At 64.2% G+C, this 17,024-nt stretch carries 14 protein-coding genes; 10 read left to right on the plus strand and 4 right to left on the minus strand.

Annotation, left to right across the window (positions count from 1 at the left end; translation table 11 throughout):
• The first annotated feature begins 295 nt into the window (after positions 1–295).
• The 5 genes from ACWHXP_RS16995 to ACWHXP_RS17015 all read left to right on the plus strand — a co-directional run bounded on the left by ACWHXP_RS16995 (position 296) and on the right by ACWHXP_RS17015 (position 5,000).
• Positions 296–1,924, plus strand: a complete 1,629-nt coding sequence (locus ACWHXP_RS16995) for a response regulator (RefSeq protein ID WP_121043012.1) — start codon at positions 296–298, stop codon at positions 1,922–1,924.
• A gap of 2 nt (positions 1,925–1,926) precedes the next feature.
• Complete coding sequence (locus ACWHXP_RS17000; RefSeq protein ID WP_252697276.1) at positions 1,927–2,532, plus strand: sensor histidine kinase; 606 nt, start codon at positions 1,927–1,929, stop codon at positions 2,530–2,532.
• Positions 2,533–2,930: 398 nt separating this feature from the next.
• Positions 2,931–3,917, plus strand: coding sequence for an aliphatic sulfonate ABC transporter substrate-binding protein (locus ACWHXP_RS17005; protein WP_489635480.1), 987 nt, complete (start codon positions 2,931–2,933; stop codon positions 3,915–3,917).
• Positions 3,918–3,921: 4 nt separating this feature from the next.
• On the plus strand, positions 3,922–4,818 hold the full coding sequence (locus ACWHXP_RS17010) for an ABC transporter permease (RefSeq protein ID WP_489635479.1): 897 nt from the start codon (positions 3,922–3,924) through the stop codon (positions 4,816–4,818).
• Positions 4,815–5,000 (plus strand): hypothetical protein, encoded by a 186-nt coding sequence (locus ACWHXP_RS17015; protein ID WP_489635478.1) that lies wholly within the window; start codon positions 4,815–4,817, stop codon positions 4,998–5,000. Before ACWHXP_RS17010 ends, ACWHXP_RS17015 begins: the two co-directional genes overlap by 4 nt.
• 259 nt (positions 5,001–5,259) lie before the next feature.
• Here ACWHXP_RS17015 and ACWHXP_RS17020 read toward each other — a convergent pair whose 3' ends face one another.
• Positions 5,260–6,222 (minus strand): Tim44 domain-containing protein, encoded by a 963-nt coding sequence (locus ACWHXP_RS17020; protein ID WP_489635477.1) that lies wholly within the window; start codon positions 6,220–6,222, stop codon positions 5,260–5,262.
• A gap of 214 nt (positions 6,223–6,436) precedes the next feature.
• Positions 6,437–6,859, minus strand: coding sequence for a hypothetical protein (locus tag ACWHXP_RS17025; RefSeq protein WP_121043002.1), 423 nt, complete (start codon positions 6,857–6,859; stop codon positions 6,437–6,439).
• Positions 6,860–7,159: 300 nt separating this feature from the next.
• On the opposite strand from ACWHXP_RS17025, the gene ACWHXP_RS17030 reads away from it, so the two are divergent.
• The 5 genes from ACWHXP_RS17030 to ACWHXP_RS17050 all read left to right on the plus strand — a co-directional run bounded on the left by ACWHXP_RS17030 (position 7,160) and on the right by ACWHXP_RS17050 (position 13,474).
• Complete coding sequence (locus ACWHXP_RS17030; RefSeq protein ID WP_039789191.1) at positions 7,160–7,870, plus strand: response regulator; 711 nt, start codon at positions 7,160–7,162, stop codon at positions 7,868–7,870.
• Positions 7,871–7,919: 49 nt separating this feature from the next.
• Positions 7,920–9,521, plus strand: coding sequence for a sensor histidine kinase (locus ACWHXP_RS17035; RefSeq protein WP_204726065.1), 1,602 nt, complete (start codon positions 7,920–7,922; stop codon positions 9,519–9,521).
• Between the two features lies 1 nt (position 9,522).
• Positions 9,523–9,807, plus strand: coding sequence for a DUF4212 domain-containing protein (locus tag ACWHXP_RS17040; RefSeq protein ID WP_034329583.1), 285 nt, complete (start codon positions 9,523–9,525; stop codon positions 9,805–9,807).
• Positions 9,797–11,848, plus strand: coding sequence for a sodium:solute symporter family protein (locus ACWHXP_RS17045; protein WP_121042996.1), 2,052 nt, complete (start codon positions 9,797–9,799; stop codon positions 11,846–11,848). Before ACWHXP_RS17040 ends, ACWHXP_RS17045 begins: the two co-directional genes overlap by 11 nt.
• Before the next feature lie 246 nt (positions 11,849–12,094).
• Positions 12,095–13,474 (plus strand): MFS transporter, encoded by a 1,380-nt coding sequence (locus tag ACWHXP_RS17050; protein WP_489635475.1) that lies wholly within the window; start codon positions 12,095–12,097, stop codon positions 13,472–13,474.
• A 105-nt stretch (positions 13,475–13,579) separates the two neighbouring features.
• Here ACWHXP_RS17050 and ACWHXP_RS17055 read toward each other — a convergent pair whose 3' ends face one another.
• Positions 13,580–14,515 carry a transglutaminase family protein gene (locus tag ACWHXP_RS17055; RefSeq protein WP_489635474.1) on the minus strand — a complete coding sequence of 312 codons (936 nt, stop codon included), beginning with the start codon at positions 14,513–14,515 and terminating at the stop codon, positions 13,580–13,582.
• Position 14,516: 1 nt separating this feature from the next.
• Positions 14,517–17,018 (minus strand): circularly permuted type 2 ATP-grasp protein, encoded by a 2,502-nt coding sequence (locus tag ACWHXP_RS17060; protein ID WP_121042990.1) that lies wholly within the window; start codon positions 17,016–17,018, stop codon positions 14,517–14,519.
• Between the last annotated feature and the right edge of the window lie 6 nt (positions 17,019–17,024).

A 17,024-nucleotide genomic window follows, 5' to 3' on the forward strand; every position in this document is an offset into this window, starting at 1 on the left:
AAAAAAACAGTGCTTAGTGCAAGCGTTTTTGTCGGCCTAAATTCCATCCGTGGGCGAAAACCACAATTATACGAGAGGCAGACCTTCCAAAAACTTCATAAATCGAAGAGGAATGATGCATGGAAGGAAAAAAAACGGCACACTCGCGAGTTGGGGGGAATAATTCGTCAGCAATGGCCAAATTGGTATCAATAGTCGTCATCTCGCACGATATTGCGCCGCGGCAATTATTCGGCCCACGGCATTCCGCAATCCCGAACAGATCGCCTTACAGATCGCTTTACAGACCGTTCTCATGAGTTTAGTGCCCTTCAGCCACATCAGCGCCCTGCGCTGCCTGGTCATCGACGACATGCCGACGATGCGCCAGAACATCCGCATGCACCTCGGGCAGCTCGGCGTGACCAAGGTCGACCAGGCTGCCACGCCCGATGAAGCCATCCGCTTCGTGCAGTCCGGCACCTATGACCTGATCATCTGCGACTACAACCTCAACAAGGAAAGCAACGGGCAGCAGCTGCTGGAGTTCTTCCGCACCCAGAACATGCTGTCGCCGACCTGCATGTTCATCATGGTGACGGCCGAGAGCGGCTACAACCTGGTGGCCAGCGCCGCCGAGTTCCAGCCCGACGCCTACATGTTGAAGCCGCTGACGGCCAGCCGCATCGCCGAGCGCGTGGACCGCCTGCTGGAAAAGCAGCACGCCATGCTGCCGGTGACCGAAAAGATGAAGCGCAAGGACATCACCGGCGCCATCATCGAATGCGACAACGTGCTCAAGTCGGCGCCCAAGTGGATCGTCGAGATCATGAAGACCAAGGGCACGCTGCTGATCGAACAGCGCCGCATCGACGAAGCGCGCGAGGTCTACAAGCAGGCCCTGGCCATGCGCGACGACCTGGTGTGGGCCAAGATCGGCCTGGCCCGCTGCAACATCGTGGCCGGCCAGATGGATGATGCGCGCGTGATCGTGCAAGACGTACTGGCGCAGAACAAGCAGTTCATCGCGGCCTACGACCTGATGGCGCAGATCGACGAAGCCCAGGGCAACCAGGAAGGCGCGCTGGAGGCGCTGACCAAGTCTTCCGAGATCATCCCCTCGGCGCGCCGCAGCCGCCTGGTGGGCGACGTGGCCTACCGCAGCGGCCATCTCGACCAGGCGCGCGAGGCTTATGACAAGGTGCTGAAGCACACCAAGGGTTCGCTCACCGCGCAACCGACCGACCTGCTCTCGCTGGCCCAGGTGCACATCGACAGCGGCGATCCGGATGCCGCGCTGCGTTTGCTGGAAAGCGCGCCGCGCCGCTACGAGGAATCCAACCTCTTCGTCTCCGCGCAGGCCGCCGTGCAGGCCCAGGCCTACGTCCAGCTGGGCGACACCATCTCGGCCCAGCAGGCCTTCGAGACGGCCCGCCAGGCGGCCGGCAAGGAAGCCTCGGACACCGCCACCCTGGCCCTGGCCAAGGCGGCCTTCTCGATGGGCAAGGATGAGGAAGGCGCCAAGCTCATCGCCGAAGCCGTCAAGTCCGACCACGAGAACAAGACCCTGCAGATGCTGGCGCGCAAGGTGCTGGCCGATACCGGCCGCGCCAACCTGGCCGAAGAGCTTATCGACGGTGCCGTCAAGCACTGCATGAGCATCATCGCCGAAGCCAATGCCCTCATGCGCAGCGCCAAGCCCGACGAGTCGCTGGCGCGCCTGGAAGAGGCGCTGGCCAGCATGCCGGAGAACACCGGCGTGCTGCTCGCCGCCGCCCAGCTGCACCTGCTGTGGATGAGCCAGCGCGGCTGGAACGAAGAATACGTCAAGCGCGTGCGCCGCTACCTGGCCACCCTGGACCGCCTGATTCCCGGCAACGATAGAGTCGCGAAGATGCACAAATTCCTGCGCGACACCCTGACCAAAGTAGCCCCGAAGAGCTGACCATGGATCCCAAGCTTGCCGCGATCATCATTCACGACATCAAAAACTCCCTGGGCGTGCTGGAGGGGGAATTGCGCCGCCTGTCCGACGACGTGCCGCGCGTGCAGCAGGCTCACGTCACCTGCCTGGCCCTGCAGGAAAAGCTGATCGCCTTCCTGACCCTCTACAAGGCCGATTCCCAGGGCCTGCGCGCGCAGGTCGAGGCGGTCTCGCCGCTGGACTTCCTCGATGCCCTGGTGCGCGAGCACGGCGTCTCCCGCAGCAGCGACATCACCCTGCGGGTGGACGAAACCGACATGCCGGTGATCGGCTTCTTCGATGAACACCTGGTGGCACTGGCGCTGGAAGCGGCGCTGCAGAATGCCAGCCGCTTTGCACGCTCGCAGATCGCACTGGGCTGCCGCAAGCATCCGGAAGGCGGCGTGATCTTCACGGTGCGCGACGATGGCCCCGGCATCGGCACCCAGGAAAAGAAGCCGTCCACCGGATTGGGCATGGACCTGTGCAATGCCATTGCCACCGCCCACAACAAGGAGACCCGGCATGGCGAAGCGCGCCTGTCCAATCATCCGGATGGTGGTGCGCTGTTCGAGCTGTGCCTGCCGTAAATCGATGAGGCGCGTACGGAGACGCATCTTCTCCGTGGCCTCATCGTCCTCCTCGTCCTCCTCTCTCTGCCTGGCCGGTCTGCCGCTCCTGCAGAGGACTACATGACTGAACGGCCGCATCCCGTCTCCTCTACACAACTGCATCTGTACATCTCTGCACCTCTGCACCTCTGCATCTCTGCATCTCTGCATGAGGACATGACGGCCATCGGCCGCCATGGAATGCCCCCCGTTCGAGCCTGCGGCCACATGCGCCGCCCGCATATGCAAGCGCGAAAATAGTCGTTCTTCCGCCAGAGCTTCGTCCTTAGAGTGTCGGTTTGTCCCGCCTGTGCGGCCTGCCATGGCCGCGCTGCGCCACTTCGCGCGGGGCGATCCAACCTAGGGAGAACCCATTCATGCAACGCAGAGACTTCCTGCGCCTGGCCCCCGCCGCGCTCGGCGCTACCGTACTGGGCAGCGCGCCCCTGCTGGCGCGTGCCGCACAGCCGCCCAAGACCATCCGACTGGACTATGCCTACTACTCGCCGCCCAGCCTGGTGCTGCGCAAGTTCGGCTGGCTGGAGGAAGACCTCAAGGCGCAAGGCACGGAAGTCAAATGGGTCCTCAGCGCCGGCAGCAACCGCGCGCTCGAATATCTCAACAGCGACAGCGTGGACTTCGGCAGCACCGCCGGCCTGGCCGCCCTGCTGGCGCGGGCCAATGGCAATCCGGTCAAGGCGGTGTACATCTATTCGCGTCCGGAATGGACGGCGCTGGCGGTGGGCAAGGAGTCGACGGTGAAGTCCATCACCGAACTCAAGGGCAAGAAGATCGCCGCCACCAAGGGCACCGATCCATATCTCTTCCTGCTGCGCGCACTGCATGAGAATGGCCTCAAGAAGAGCGACGTCGAGATCGTCCACCTGCAGCACGCCGATGGCCGCGCCGCACTGGAACAGGGCCGCGTGGCCGCGTGGTCCGGGCTCGATCCCCATCTGGCGGCCAGCGAACTGGAAGCCGGATCGCGCCTGATCTACCGCAACGTCAACTTCAACACCTACGGTTTCCTCAACGTCAGCGACACGTTCGCCGCCCGTCATCCGGACCAGGTCAAGCGCGTGCTCGCCGCCTATGAACGTGCTCGCACCTGGATCATCGCCCATCCCGACGAGACCGTGGCCCTGCTGTCGGAAGAGTCCAGGCTGTCGGCCCCGGTGGCGCGCCTGCAACTGAAGCGCAACGATTTTTCGCAGCCGCAGATCGGCCGCGAACATATCGAAGCGCTGCGCGCAGCCTCGCCCATCCTGCTGGAAGAAGACCTGGTCAAGAGCGGCACCGACCTGCCGCGCACCATCAATGCCTTGATCGATCCCAGCTATGCGCAGGGCGTGGTGAAGGCCTGAGGCCATGGCTGATCCCATCCCGCTTCCGGCCAAGCTGCAGGCCACGTCCAAGCCGGACGCCGCCAAGCCGCCCGTGGCGCGCGCGGCCACCCCGCGCCGTCGGGGCTGGCCGCATGACGATGGCTATCGTCCGGGGCGCTTCACCGGCTGGATCGTTCCTTTGCTGTTCCTGCTGGCGGTAGAAGCCGGTGCGCGGCTGGATTGGATTCCCGCGCGCCTGCTGCCACCGCCCAGCGAGCTGGCACACACCCTGTGGTCACTGGCGCAGCGCGGTGAATTGCTGCCGCATATCGCTGCCAGTCTCGCCCGTGTGGCTTCCGGCTTCGTGATCGGCAGCGTGCTGGCAGTCGCCCTGGGGCTACTGGTCGGCATCAGCCGCCGCGCCGAAGCCCTGCTGGAACCCAGTTTCCAGGCGCTGCGCGCCATCCCGAGCCTGGCCTGGATTCCGCTCCTGCTGCTGTGGCTGGGCATCGACGAAACGCCGAAGGTGGTGTTGATTGCCATCGGTGCGTTTTTCCCGGTGTACCTGAATCTGGTGGCCGGCATTCGCGACATCGACCACAAGCTGATCGAAGTCGGCACCAGCTCCGGCCTCAGCACCGGCGAACTGATCCGCCACATCCTGCTGCCAGCCTCCCTGCCCTACCTGTTTGCCGGCCTGCGCGGGGGACTGAGCCTGGCGTGGATGTTCCTGGTGGCGGCCGAACTGATCGCTGCCACCAAGGGCGTGGGCTACCTGCTCTCGGACGGGCGCGAAAGCAGCCGGCCCGACCTGGTGCTGTGCGCGATCCTGATCCTGGCCCTGCTGGGCAAAGTCAGCGACAGCCTGCTGCGCACCGTCGAACAGAAAAGCCTGGGCTGGCGCGACGCGCGGCGTCGATCACACGGCAAGACCGCATGACCATGGACGGACTGGATCAGATCACGCTGGCACTGCTGATCATCCTGGTGATGGTGGCGTTGTTGTTTCCTCTGTCGGACGAGCGTTCTCCAGGACGGGATCGGGATCGGGATCGGGATCGGGATCGGGGCAGAGATCCCACCGGCACTGCGCCGGACGAGCAATCTCAAAAGCGCCGCTGATGCGGTGCTTTTTTTATGGGACGCTGCGATACGAAGGAAAAGGCCGGAACAGGAAAGATGATGCCCGCCACTTGGGCGGCTCCGGACCGAAATGAAGAAAACTTCAGGCGTGGAATGCAGAACAAAGCGAACAAAAAAAACCGCCGGCAAAAGCCGGCGGTAAAACGGACTGGCGACGCTCATCCACTAACCGCCGCCTTCCGCGCCAAACTGATACTTGCTACATGAACGTTCTTGCCAATTTGTCCGGGCCGGTGACTCAGCCCTGGACCGGATCGAGCTGCTGGATACCAGCCAGCACCCAGCCGCCCTGGCCGGCAGCCGGCTTGGACAGGTTCCAGATCTCGGCGAACTGGGCCGGAGAGGCGGTCGGATCTTCCTTGATGAAGCCGAAGAACTTCACGCTGGCCAGGTAATCATTGCCCACGGTTTCCACGCCCAGCACTTCCGCATCCAGCGAGACCACGTCGGTCTGGTTGGCAGCAGCACCGCGTTCCTGGATCTGCAGGCGCAGCTCGGCAAACATCTCGGGCGTCGTGAATTCGCGGATGTCGTTGATGTCAGCCTTGTCCCATGCTGCTTGCAGGCGGATGAAGTAGGTCTTGGCATTGCGCACGAAGCCCACGGTGTCGAAACCGGCCGGGATACCGTAGGCAGGCGCTGCCTCGGCATTGCCGAAACCACCACCGAAACCGCTCTGGGTGGTCGAGGCGGCGGACTGGTCGGTCTTGAGCATGGAGCCGATCTGCGGCGTGGACGATGCGTTGTCAGCCGCTTGCGGTGCAGCGCTGGCCCAGGCCGGAGCCGGTTGCACGGACTGTGCCGATTCCGACTTGCGGCGGAACATGCGGATCACGAACATGATCGCCAGGGCAATCAAGGCCACGGTCAGGATGGTGCTGATCATGCTGGCCAGTGCGCCACCCAGGCCGAAGTGCGACAGCAGCGCGCCCAGGCCCAGGCCCAGCAAGGCGCCACCCAGCAAGCCCTTCCACATGCTCGGCTTGGCGGCGGCTGCAGCCGGAGCGGCAGCAGGCGCGGCCGGCTTGGCAGCGGCGGCCTGGTTCTGCTGCATCGGGGCAGGACTCTGCGCCTGACGGCTGGCGCTGGAAGACTGTTTGCCGATCGAACCGCCACCGCCAAGACGCTTGGCTTCGACGGCCGACATGCCAACAGACAGCGTCATGACCGCCACTATCAGCGCGACAAATGCTTTTTTCATGCTATCTCCTAAAGGATTCTGATGATGTGATGCGGTCACATCGGCCGTAATTCGGAATCACTGGAACAGGTGTGCCCTGGAGGATCAGCACCGGCGCGGGCAGGCCGACGCTGGCCGCGCACGCGCAGGGTCCTGCTGTCGCACGGCGCGAAGCCTCAATCCATCAGGGGCAGTTCAGCGGGCGCAGCAAAACCTGTCGCGCGTGGCGACGGGATCAGGCCCGGGGAGGACGTCCTGCGCGGGGCAGGAACGGGGGTTGCAGGGCGGCATCGCTACGCAGAGCGGGCGCCAGGCGGGAAGTTTGCGGCACCATGGCCAGGGATTGCATCAGCACGGGCTCGTCACCGATACCGGCGTGCGTGGAGAAATCTTCACCGCTGTCGGCGTAACCGGTGCTGTCGTCATCGCTGCCGGCGGCATCGGCCACCAAGGCGTGCGACTGGTCATCACTGAGTGAAGCGGCCTGGTCGGACAGGGAAACGGTCTTGGACACCAGATGCTGGGTCGCCACGGCTGCTTGCACCGGGGCCGGGACTGCGAAGTCGGTCGCGGCCATCGAGCTGGCGTACGTCAGCACCGCTGCAAATACTTGCACCGGGAGCAAACAGATCAGCAGCAGGACCCACAAACGTTTCATCAGATTTTCCAGCGGTTTTTCCAGAAATGGATGCGAGAAATTATATCAACAAAAATTGCGCTGCCAGCAAGTAAATCTTGCTGACGCCTCCTACTATAAGGCCTAAGCTTCAGACTTCAATGCCCCAATCTGAATTGTTACACTTCAAACCCGCGACCTGACCTGTCTCAAGGACAGCGCTCATCAGGCAATCCCTGATTTGCATTGGGGGTTGAATTAGTGGAATATGAATGAAAAGGTATCACAATAATTCAACCATCCGAGACAATTCAGCCGGCCTTGCCTCGCTGACCGATTCTTATGCGCATCCTCCTTGCTGAAGACGACAGCGTACTGGCCGACGGGCTGACCCGTTCCCTGCGCCATTCCGGCTATGCCGCCGATTGCGTCAAGAACGGGGTGGAAGCCGATTCCGCCTTGTCCACCCAGGATTTCGACCTGCTGATCCTCGACCTGGGCCTGCCCAAGATGTCCGGCCTGGAGGTGCTGCGCCGCCTGCGCGCGCGCAATTCGCGCCTGCCGGTGCTGATCCTGACGGCCGCCGATTCGGTGGAACAGCGCGTGCAAGGCCTCGATCTCGGTGCCGACGACTACATGGCCAAGCCCTTTGCGCTCTCCGAACTGGAAGCGCGGGTGCGGGCGCTGACCCGGCGCGGTGCCGGCGGCGGGCCGACGGTCATCAAACATGGTCCGCTGTCCTTCGACCAGGTCGGCCGCATTGCCTACATCGGCGAACAGATGCTGGAACTGTCGGCGCGGGAACTGGGGCTGCTCGAAGTATTATTGCAACGCACCGGCCGCCTGGTCTCCAAGGAACAGCTGGTGGACCACCTGTGCGAATGGGGAGAGGAAGTCAGCAACAATGCCATCGAGGTCTATGTCCATCGTCTGCGCAAGAAAATCGAGGTCGGCGGCGTACGCATCGCCACCGTGCGCGGGCTCGGCTATTGCCTGGAGAAGCTGCCCGAGAACGGCGCTGCCCCGCTGGCGGCCTCCAACAGCGCGGCCTGAGGCCGCGTCCGCCTTCGCTTCACACTGGCACGCCGCGCGCTGATCCCCCATGACCGCGCGCGATCCTTCCCCCGCCGCTGCATCCGCCCCGCCGCCCGAGGCCGCGCCGGAGTCCACTGCCGCTCCCGCTGCTCCCACGCCCCGCAAGAAGCGCCGCGCCGCCCTGGCGACGCAACCGGTGGAACGCATCCAGCGTTCACTGTTCGGCGAGATCCTCGACTGGATGCTGGCCCCGCTGCTGCTGCTGTGGCCGATGAGCATCGCCATCACTTACCTGATTGCGCAGTCGATTGCCAACCAGCCCTTCGACCGCGCGCTGGAAGACAGCGTGACCGTGCTCGCGCAGCAGGTCTCGGAAGTCAACGGCAAGGCGGTGGCGCGCCTGCCGGTATCGGCACGCGACCTGCTGCGCGCCGACGACATCGACAACATCTACTACAAGATCACCGGCCCCAATGGCGAATATGTCGAAGGCGACGTCGACATGCCGCAACCGCCAGCCGACGAAGATCGCATCACACTTGGCACGGTGCAATTCCGCAACGACATCCTGCACGGCAGTGATGTACGCATCGCCACCCTGCAGGTAGACCTGCGCCGCAGCGCCGCCCAGCGCGCTGCCCAGCGCGAGCCGCGCATTGCCACCGTGCAGGTCGGCGAGACCCTGGAAAAGCGCGCGCAACTGGCCAATGAAATCATCAAGGGCGTGATCCTGCCGCAGTTCGTGATCCTGCCGGTGGCGCTGGCGCTGGTGTGGTTCGCACTCTCGCGCGGCCTCTCTCCGCTGTCGGAATTGCAGCAGCGCATCCGTGCGCGTCGCCCCGACGATCTCTCGCCCATCGACTCCGGCCAGGTGCCCGAAGAGATTTCCCCGCTGGTACGTTCGCTCAACGACATGCTGGCGCGGCTATCGCAGACCATCGCCATCCAGAAGCGCTTCATCGCCGATGCCGCGCACCAGATGAAGACGCCCTTGGCCGGCATGCGCATGCAATCCGAACTGGCGCTGCGGCAGGATGACCAGGACGACGTGCGCCGTTCGCTGGAACAACTGGCCAAGAGTTCGGAAACCGCCACGCGCCTGGTCAATCAATTGCTGTCACTGGCGCGCGCCGAAAACCAGCAATCGCAATCCGGCGGCATGGTCCCGCTGGAGTTGAACGAACTGGCGCGCAGCGTGGTGCAGGACTGGGTGCCGATGTCCTTCACCCAGCGCATCGACCTCGGTTTCGAGCAGCCGGATCACCCCATCCTCATCACCGGCAACCCGGTGATGCTGCGCGAACTGTTATCCAACCTGCTGGACAATGCCCTGCATTACACACCGCACGATGGCAATGGCCGCGTCACCGTGCGCGCGCGCACCGATGAGGGCGGAGGCCTGGCCATCCTCGAAGTGGAAGACAACGGCCCCGGCATTCCGGTGGCCGAACGCAGCAACGTGTTCGAGCGTTTCTATCGCATCCTCGGCACGCCCAGCACCGGCAGCGGCCTGGGCCTGGCCATCGTGCGCGAGATCGCGCAGCAGCATGAGGCGATCGTCGAGATCACCCACAATCCGCGCAGCAGCGATCCCAAATATCCGGGCAGCCTCTTTCGCGTGAGCTTTCGCATGATGCCGCGCACGCCCTTCTTCGACGACATCACCTGACATGGACCACGGCACGCCTCCCCCGGATCCCGGCAACCAATGGCACCGCACCCGCCGCATGACGGCCTGGCTGCTGGCGCTGTGGTTCGCCGCCACGTTCTTCTTCATCTACTTCGCACGCGAACTGGACCGGGTACACCTGTTCGGCTGGCCGGTCTCCTTCTACATGGCCGCGCAGGGCATGATGCTGATCTACCTGGCCATCGTGGTCCTCTACGTGCGCCGCATGCGCCGCATCGAACAACTGGTCCGACGTGAACAAGGCGAGCACTGGCATGGAGAGTAACAAGGACTTCTTCCGGCGGCTGTGCCGCTACTATGGTTTCTATACGCTGGGCTTCATCATCTTCCTGTGCGTGCTGGCCATCCTGGAGCGCGAGGGCATGCCGCGCTCGTGGATCGGCTACCTGTTCCTGTTCGTCACCATCGGCCTGTATGCCGGCATCGGCGTGGTCTGCCGCACCTCCGACGTGCCCGAATACTATGTCGCCGGACGGCGCGTGCCACCGCTCTTCAACGGCATGGCCACGGCCGCCGACTGGATCTCGGCGGCGACCTTCATCAGCCTGGCCGGCGGCCTCTACCTGCAGGGCTTCGACGGGCTGGCCTACATCCTCGGCTGGACCGGCGGCTACGTCCTGGTGGCCCTGCTGATCGCGCCTTACCTGCGCAAGTTCGGGCAATACACCATCGCCGATTTCCTGGCCGCGCGCTATCCGGGCAGACCCGGCAGCCACGGGGTCAACGTGATCCGCATCCTGGCCGTGGCGGCCACCATCCTGATCTCCTTCACCTATGTGGTGGCGCAGATCTATGGCGTGGGGCTGATTACTTCGCGCTTCACCGGCATCGATTTTTCCATCGGCATCTTCCTCGGGCTGGCCAGCATTCTGGTGTGCTCCTTCCTGGGCGGCATGCGCGCCATCACCTGGACCCAGGTGGCGCAATACATCATCATCCTGTTCGCCTACCTGATCCCGGTGATCTGGCTCTCGGCCAAGCATGCGACGGTACCGGTGCCGCCGGTGGCCTATGGCGCGGTGCTGCCCAAGCTCTCGGCGCTGGAACACAAACTGGAAGACGACCCCAAGGAAAAGGAAGTGCGCAAGATCTTCCAGGCGCGCGCCGATGACTACGACCGCAAGCTCAAGGGCCTGCCGCAATCCTGGCTCGATGGACGTGTCGAGGCGCAAAATCAGGCCGACCAGGTACGGCGTGATAGCCACGCTTCGCTGGCCGACATCAAGGCCGCCAGCCGCGCGCTATCGTCCTATCCCAAGTCCCCCCAGGAGGCAGAACGCAAATGGACCGAAGCACGCGCGGCCAATCTTGCACGCGCGCAGCCACCGGTCTCGCAGACCGAACCCTTCCCCGGTCGCGACCAGCAGAGCTCGGACATCAAACGCAACAATTTCCTGGCGCTGGTGTTCTGCCTGATGCTGGGTACGGCGGCGCTGCCGCACATCCTGATGCGCTACTACACCACGCCCACCGTGGCGGGGGCGCGCAGCTCGGTGTTCTGGACGCTGTTCTTCATCATGCTGATCTACCTCACCGTGCCGGCGCTCACCGTACTGGTGAAATACGACATCTACACCTCGCTGGTGGGCAGCAGCTACAGTCACTTGCCGGACTGGGTGTATTACTGGGCCAACATGGACAAGCTCAATCCACTGGTCTCCATCAACGATCTCAATCGCGATGGCCTGGTGCAGCTGGGCGAGATTTCCATGGATGGCGACATCATCGTGCTGGCCATGCCCGAGATCGCCGGCCTGCCGTATTTCGTCTCCGGACTGGTGGCGGCAGGCGGACTGGCGGCAGCACTCTCCACCGCGGATGGGCTGCTGCTGACCATCTCCAATGCGCTCTCGCATGACGTGTATTACAAGGTGGTCGACCCCAGCGCCTCCACGCAAAAACGCGTGACCATTTCCAAGCTGCTGTTGCTGGTAGTGGCGCTGCTGGCCGCCTACGCCGCGTCATTGAAACCGGGCGACATCCTCTCCATGGTCGGTGCGGCCTTCTCGCTGGCGGCCTCCACGCTGTTCCCGGCGCTGGTGCTGGGCGTGTTCTGGAAGCGTGCCAACCAGGCCGGTGCGATTGCCGGCATCGTCTGCGGCTTCCTGATGTGCGTGTATTACATGCTGCACACCAACCCCGCCTTCGGCGGCAGTGCCGCCGGGCAATGGTTCCACATCGCGCCGATCTCGGCCGGCATCTTCGGCGTCCCGGTCGGGATGGCTGCCATGGTCATCGTCAGCCTGCTCACGCCGCCTCCCGATGAAGCCACCATCGCCCTGATCGATCATATCCGCACCCCCTGAGCAGAACCGCCTGACGCCAGCGCCCATGGCTGGCTTGGGTTTTCGGACAGTTTCCTTCACCGCTCCCATCCCCCCTGCCCGCGCCAGCCCGACGGGCGGGGGCCTTTGCGCTTTCCTTCACAAAACACGATTGTGTTCGCTAACCGCACATATGCGCACTGACCGCACAAATAACTTCTGCATTGTTTTATACTTTTCGCACAAAAAATAAAACAGCCGTACCCCCAACATCCAGAAGAGAGAGACATGAGACCAGACACCCCTGCCCTGGACGTCCAGGCGTTCATCAACCGCGAGCCCTTCTCGCGCTATCAATGGCTGATCTTCGCGCTGTGCTTCTTCGTCGTCCTGCTGGACGGCTTCGACACCGCCGCCATCGGCTTCATCGCCCCCTCGCTGCTCAAGGACTGGGGCATCGCCAAGCCGGACCTGGCTCCCGTGTTGAGCGCCGCGTTGTTCGGCCTGGCCGCCGGTGCGCTGACGTCGGGCCCTCTGGCCGACCGCTACGGCCGCCGCAAGATCCTGCTGCTGTCGGTGCTGGTCATGGGCGTGGCCTGCCTGGGCTCGGCCTTCGCCGGCAACCTGCAGGAGCTGACCATCCTGCGCTTCCTGACCGGCCTGGGCCTGGGCGCGGCCATGCCCAATGCGGTCACGCTCACCAGTGAATACAGCCCGTCCGCGCGCCGCGCCATGCTGACCAATGCCATGTTCTGCGGCTTCCCGCTGGGCGCAGCGCTGGGGGGTTTCCTGGCGGCGTGGATGATTCCGCTGTGGGGCTGGCGCAGCGTGCTCATGCTGGGCGGTGCCGCCCCGCTGCTGCTGTTGCTGGTGATGCTGCCCAGCCTGCCGGAATCGGTGCGCCACATGGTGGCCAAGGGCTATGCGGCCGAGCGCATCGGCGCGGTCCTGCGCCGCATCTCTTCTTCAGCCACCGCTTTCAATCGCTTCACCCTCACCGAGACAGGCCCGCAAGGCGAAGCCCCCACCGGCAAGAGCGGCATCGCCCTGCTGTTCGAACGGCGCTACCTGGTCGGCACCTGCATGCTGTGGCTGGCCTACTTCATGGGCCTGGTGATCTTCTATGCGCTGGTGAACTGGATGCCGGTGCTGTTCAAGGATGCCGGCCTGGCACCCAAGACCGCCACGCTCATTGCTGCGCTGTTCCCGCTGGGCGGCGTGGGGGCCATCCTGTTCGGCTGGCTGATGGACCGCTACAACGCCAACCGCGTCATCGCGATCGGCTTTGCCGCCACTGCGGTGGCGGTGTTTGCCATCGGGCAGGCGGCGGGCAATGTGGGCGTGCTCACCGTCGTGGTGTTCGTGGCCGGTACCTTGATGAATACCGCGCAATCTTCCCTGCCGGCACTGGCCGCGGCCTACTATCCGACGCGGGGCCGTGCCACCGGCGTGGCCTGGATGCTGGGCGTGGGGCGCTTCGGCGGTATCGCCGGTTCCTTCCTGGTGGCCGAACTCACGCGCCGCCAGCTGGGCTTCAGCGAAGTCTTCGCCGTGGTGGCCGTGGCTGCGCTGGTGTCCACGGTGGCCTTGCTGGTCAAGCAGGCCTCGGACCGCAATCGTCCCGATGGCGGCAAGCCGCTGATGGTGGCGGACGCAGGGGCACATTGAGCGCAATCCCGAGCTTGGCGTAAAAACAAACATGGCCACTATTCTTTCGAATAGTGGCCATCGTATTTTGTGGCGACGCGGCGGCAACAATACAGAAAATTGCGCTCAGATTGACAGCTGCAAACCCTGCGCCTCTTCGCCCGGCAACACCGTCACTGCTACCTGCATGGTCTGCTGCCCGCCGCCGATGAGTACGCCGCGCAAGGGTGAGATGTCGAGGAAATCGCGTCCCCAGCCCAGCGTGATGTGACTGGTATCGGGGAAGACGCCATTGGTCGGATCGGCATCGATCCACATCCCCTCACCACCGTCCGCACCGGGGCAATACACCGAGACCCAGGCATGCGAGGCATCGGCCCCGATCAGGCGCGGCTGTCCCGGGGGCGGCTCGGTGAGCAGATAGCCGCTCACATAGCGTGCCGCCAAACCGATGGAGCGCAGGCAGGACAGCATCAGGTGCGCGAAGTCCTGGCAGACGCCGCGCCGGTTGGTGAAGACTTCCGTCACCGGTGTGGACACGGTGGTCGCGGCCGGATCGAAGGCGAATTCCTCATGGATGCGCATCATCAACGCACGCACCCCCTCCACCACCGACAGGCCCGGGCTGAAGCACTCGGCCGCATAGCGGATGAACTCGCGCTTGATGCGCACGTGCGAGGATTCGAACAGGAAATTGGATGCCTCCAGCATGCCCGGTGCCATGATGCGGCCGCCGTGATAGGCCATCACCGTGGCCGCTTCCTCCCACTGCATGCCGGGCTGCGGCTGCGCACGCGGCGTGAGCGCGACCCAGGAATCCGCTTGCACATCGAGGCTGGTGTGGTCGGTATCGAGCGAGAAGGCCTTGATGACGTTGCCGAAATTGTCTTCGTAGCTGCGCACCAGTTGCGGCGACGGCAAGACGTTGACGGTGTGCGAGAGACATTGCTGCCACGGCAGTTCGCGCGGCGTCAGGTGCAGCACCTGGTGCGACAGCCGCACCGGCAGCGAATACTGGTAAGTGGTCTGGTGATGGATGCGGTAGACGGTGCGCTCGCTCATGTCATACCCCCTGGCTAACCGGTGCGGTCAGCGGCGTGAAGTAATGGCGCGAGAGATCATCCGAGAGCATGTAGCCGCCGCTGACGGCATCGCGCATCAATTGCGTCAGGCGCGCATTGGCCTCGGCGACGTTGGGATGATCGTGCGCAAACTCGGCCAGGTTCATCGCCTCCAGCTGGCTGGTCAGGTGCGCCGGAATGGTCATGCTCAGCAAGCCCAGCTGCTGGGCGATCTCGGCCATGTATTGCTGCAGCATGCGGAACTGGTAGGCCATGCCATGCGGATTGCTGACGTCGAACACCAGCAGGTGCAGCACCGGCAGCCACTCCGGCGTGCGGCGATAGCGCACGCGATAAGTGACGATGCTGCTGGCCGCCTCCAGCAGCCACGACAGTGCCGCCGTCTGGCGCTGCGGCGGCAGGCGCAGGAAGTTGTCGAAGAGCGCCGCCATGTTGGCCATGCGTTCGATGTGGCGGCCCACCATCAGGAACTGCCAGCCGGCATCGCGCGTCATGTCATCCAGCGCATGACCGGCCAGGCCCGAGCAGGCATCGATCACGTTGCCCAGCACATGCTGTGCAGCGGCCGGTGTGTTGATGCGTTCCTGCACCATGGCCGGCATCTTGGTCAGGGCGTGCCAGTTGTCCAGCGACAGATGTTCGCGCACCTGGTAGGCGGCATTGGCGAGCTGGCGCAACTGCGTGGCCACGCTCACCGGCGCCGAAGGATCGACCACGGCCGCCTGCAGGCTCTGCTGCAGGCCGGTGATGGTCGGACGCGGTTCGGATTTGGGCATCTGCACGCCGAGCTGGCTGCAGATCCACGAGACACTGCCCAGCATGCCACGGCTCTCGGTCTGGCCATCCATGGTGTATTGCAGGGTGGTGCGCAAGAGGCGCGAGAGATTTTTCACGCGCTCCGAATAGCGCCCCATCCAGAACAGGTTCTCGCCCGAGTGCGAGGACACATCCACCGTGCCCCTGATGACCGTGACGTTTTTTGCACCATGGCCGTCATCGGCCATGGCCGGGTCCGGGCGCTCCTCTTCACGCAGCACCCACACATCCTTGCTGGTACCGCCCTGCTGCATCGAGACCACGTCGCGCCGCTGGCGTGGCGCCACGCGTGTCAATCCACCCGGCATGACCTGATAGCCACCTTCGCCATCGGCCACCGCAAACACGCGCAGGCTGATGGTACGGTTCATCAAACGATAGTCACCGCTGCGCGACATCACCGGCGCTTGCGACAGGCGCACCCATTCCTGGGCGGCATAAGCGTGCGGCTGCAGTTGCAGGCTTTCGATCAGGCGGCGACGCGCGGTGCCCGTAACGGTATGGCCAAACACCGGCTGCATGCGCATCGAAGAAAACGCCGGCACGATCACCAGTTCATCCAGATGCGCCAGCGTGTAATCGAGCGCCGGTTTTTCGCCGCACCACCATGACGCCACCGAAGGCAGCAGCAGCGATTCGCCATACAGCCGTTCGTTGATGGCCGGCAGGAAGCCGTGCAGCGCGGTCGATTCCAGCACGCCGCTGCCCAGCGAATTGGCGATGACCACATTGCCCAGTCGCGCAGCCTGCGTCAGGCCCGGCACACCGAGGGCGGAATCGGCGCGCAGTTCCAGCGGATCGCAATAGTCATCGTCCATGCGGCGCAGGATGGCGTGCACGCGGCGCAGGCCGTTCAGGGTCTTCAAAAATACCTGGTCGCTGCGCACCGTCAGGTCCACCCCTTCCACCAGCGGGAAGCCCAGCGTGTGCGCCAGGAAAGCATGTTCGGAATAGGTTTCGTTGTAGGGGCCGGGCGTGAGCAGCACGATCAGCGGCACTTCACCCTGGGCCGGGGCCAGGCGCGTCAACATCGCGCGCAAGGTGTGGAAGTAGCGGTGCGGCGACTCCACGTGCATGTCGCGCAGCGCTTCCGGCATGGCGCGCGACATGATCTGGCGGTTCTGCAAGGCATAGCCGGTGCCGGACGGACCTTGCGTGCGGTCCGACACGACCCACCAGGTGCCGTCGGCCGAGCGCGCCAGGTCGATGGCATACGCATGCAGATGCACGCCACCGGGCGGCTGCCAGCCGTGGCAGGGCATCAGGTAGCCGTGCTGGCCGAACACCAGAGCGGGCGGCAGCAGGCCTTCGGCAATCAGGTGCTGGGGGCCGTAGATGTCGGCGAGCAAGCCGTTCATCAGGCGTGCGCGCTGGGCCACGGCACGTTCCAGGAAATCCCATTCTTCGGAGGACACCAGGTGCGGCAGCAGGTCCAGTTCCCAGGGCCGGTTGGCACCCTTGGGGTCGGCATAGACGTTGTAGGTCACGCCATCGGAGGCGATGGCGTCACGTACCTCGTTGGCGCGCCGGCGCAGCATCTCCGGCGAGAGGTTTTCAAGCTGGTCGATCAGCGTTCGCCAGTGCGGGCGCAGGCGGCCGTCAGCCGCCAGCATCTCGTCGTAACGATCACTGGCGACTGGATAGCTTTCCAGGAGACGCTGGGGCATAAGTCA

The organism is Herbaspirillum sp. Her2 (assembly GCF_057961375.1).

What these genes read in the sequence shown, in the direction of transcription:
- ACWHXP_RS17035 (WP_204726065.1), top strand. Translation starts at nt 7,920, where the DNA reads ATGACCGCGCGCGATCCTTCCCCCGCCGCTGCATCCGCCCCGCCGCCC.
- ACWHXP_RS17050 (WP_489635475.1), top strand. Translation starts at nt 12,095, where the DNA reads ATGAGACCAGACACCCCTGCCCTGGACGTCCAGGCGTTCATCAACCGC.
- ACWHXP_RS17000 (WP_252697276.1), top strand. Translation starts at nt 1,927, where the DNA reads ATGGATCCCAAGCTTGCCGCGATCATCATTCACGACATCAAAAACTCC.
- ACWHXP_RS17010 (WP_489635479.1), top strand. Translation starts at nt 3,922, where the DNA reads ATGGCTGATCCCATCCCGCTTCCGGCCAAGCTGCAGGCCACGTCCAAG.
- ACWHXP_RS17030 (WP_039789191.1), top strand. Translation starts at nt 7,160, where the DNA reads ATGCGCATCCTCCTTGCTGAAGACGACAGCGTACTGGCCGACGGGCTG.
- ACWHXP_RS17045 (WP_121042996.1), top strand. Translation starts at nt 9,797, where the DNA reads ATGGAGAGTAACAAGGACTTCTTCCGGCGGCTGTGCCGCTACTATGGT.
- ACWHXP_RS17060 (WP_121042990.1), bottom strand. Translation starts at nt 17,018, where the DNA reads ATGCCCCAGCGTCTCCTGGAAAGCTATCCAGTCGCCAGTGATCGTTAC.
- ACWHXP_RS16995 (WP_121043012.1), top strand. Translation starts at nt 296, where the DNA reads ATGAGTTTAGTGCCCTTCAGCCACATCAGCGCCCTGCGCTGCCTGGTC.
- ACWHXP_RS17040 (WP_034329583.1), top strand. Translation starts at nt 9,523, where the DNA reads ATGGACCACGGCACGCCTCCCCCGGATCCCGGCAACCAATGGCACCGC.
- ACWHXP_RS17055 (WP_489635474.1), bottom strand. Translation starts at nt 14,515, where the DNA reads ATGAGCGAGCGCACCGTCTACCGCATCCATCACCAGACCACTTACCAG.
- ACWHXP_RS17005 (WP_489635480.1), top strand. Translation starts at nt 2,931, where the DNA reads ATGCAACGCAGAGACTTCCTGCGCCTGGCCCCCGCCGCGCTCGGCGCT.
- ACWHXP_RS17025 (WP_121043002.1), bottom strand. Translation starts at nt 6,859, where the DNA reads ATGAAACGTTTGTGGGTCCTGCTGCTGATCTGTTTGCTCCCGGTGCAA.
- ACWHXP_RS17015 (WP_489635478.1), top strand. Translation starts at nt 4,815, where the DNA reads ATGACCATGGACGGACTGGATCAGATCACGCTGGCACTGCTGATCATC.
- ACWHXP_RS17020 (WP_489635477.1), bottom strand. Translation starts at nt 6,222, where the DNA reads ATGAAAAAAGCATTTGTCGCGCTGATAGTGGCGGTCATGACGCTGTCT.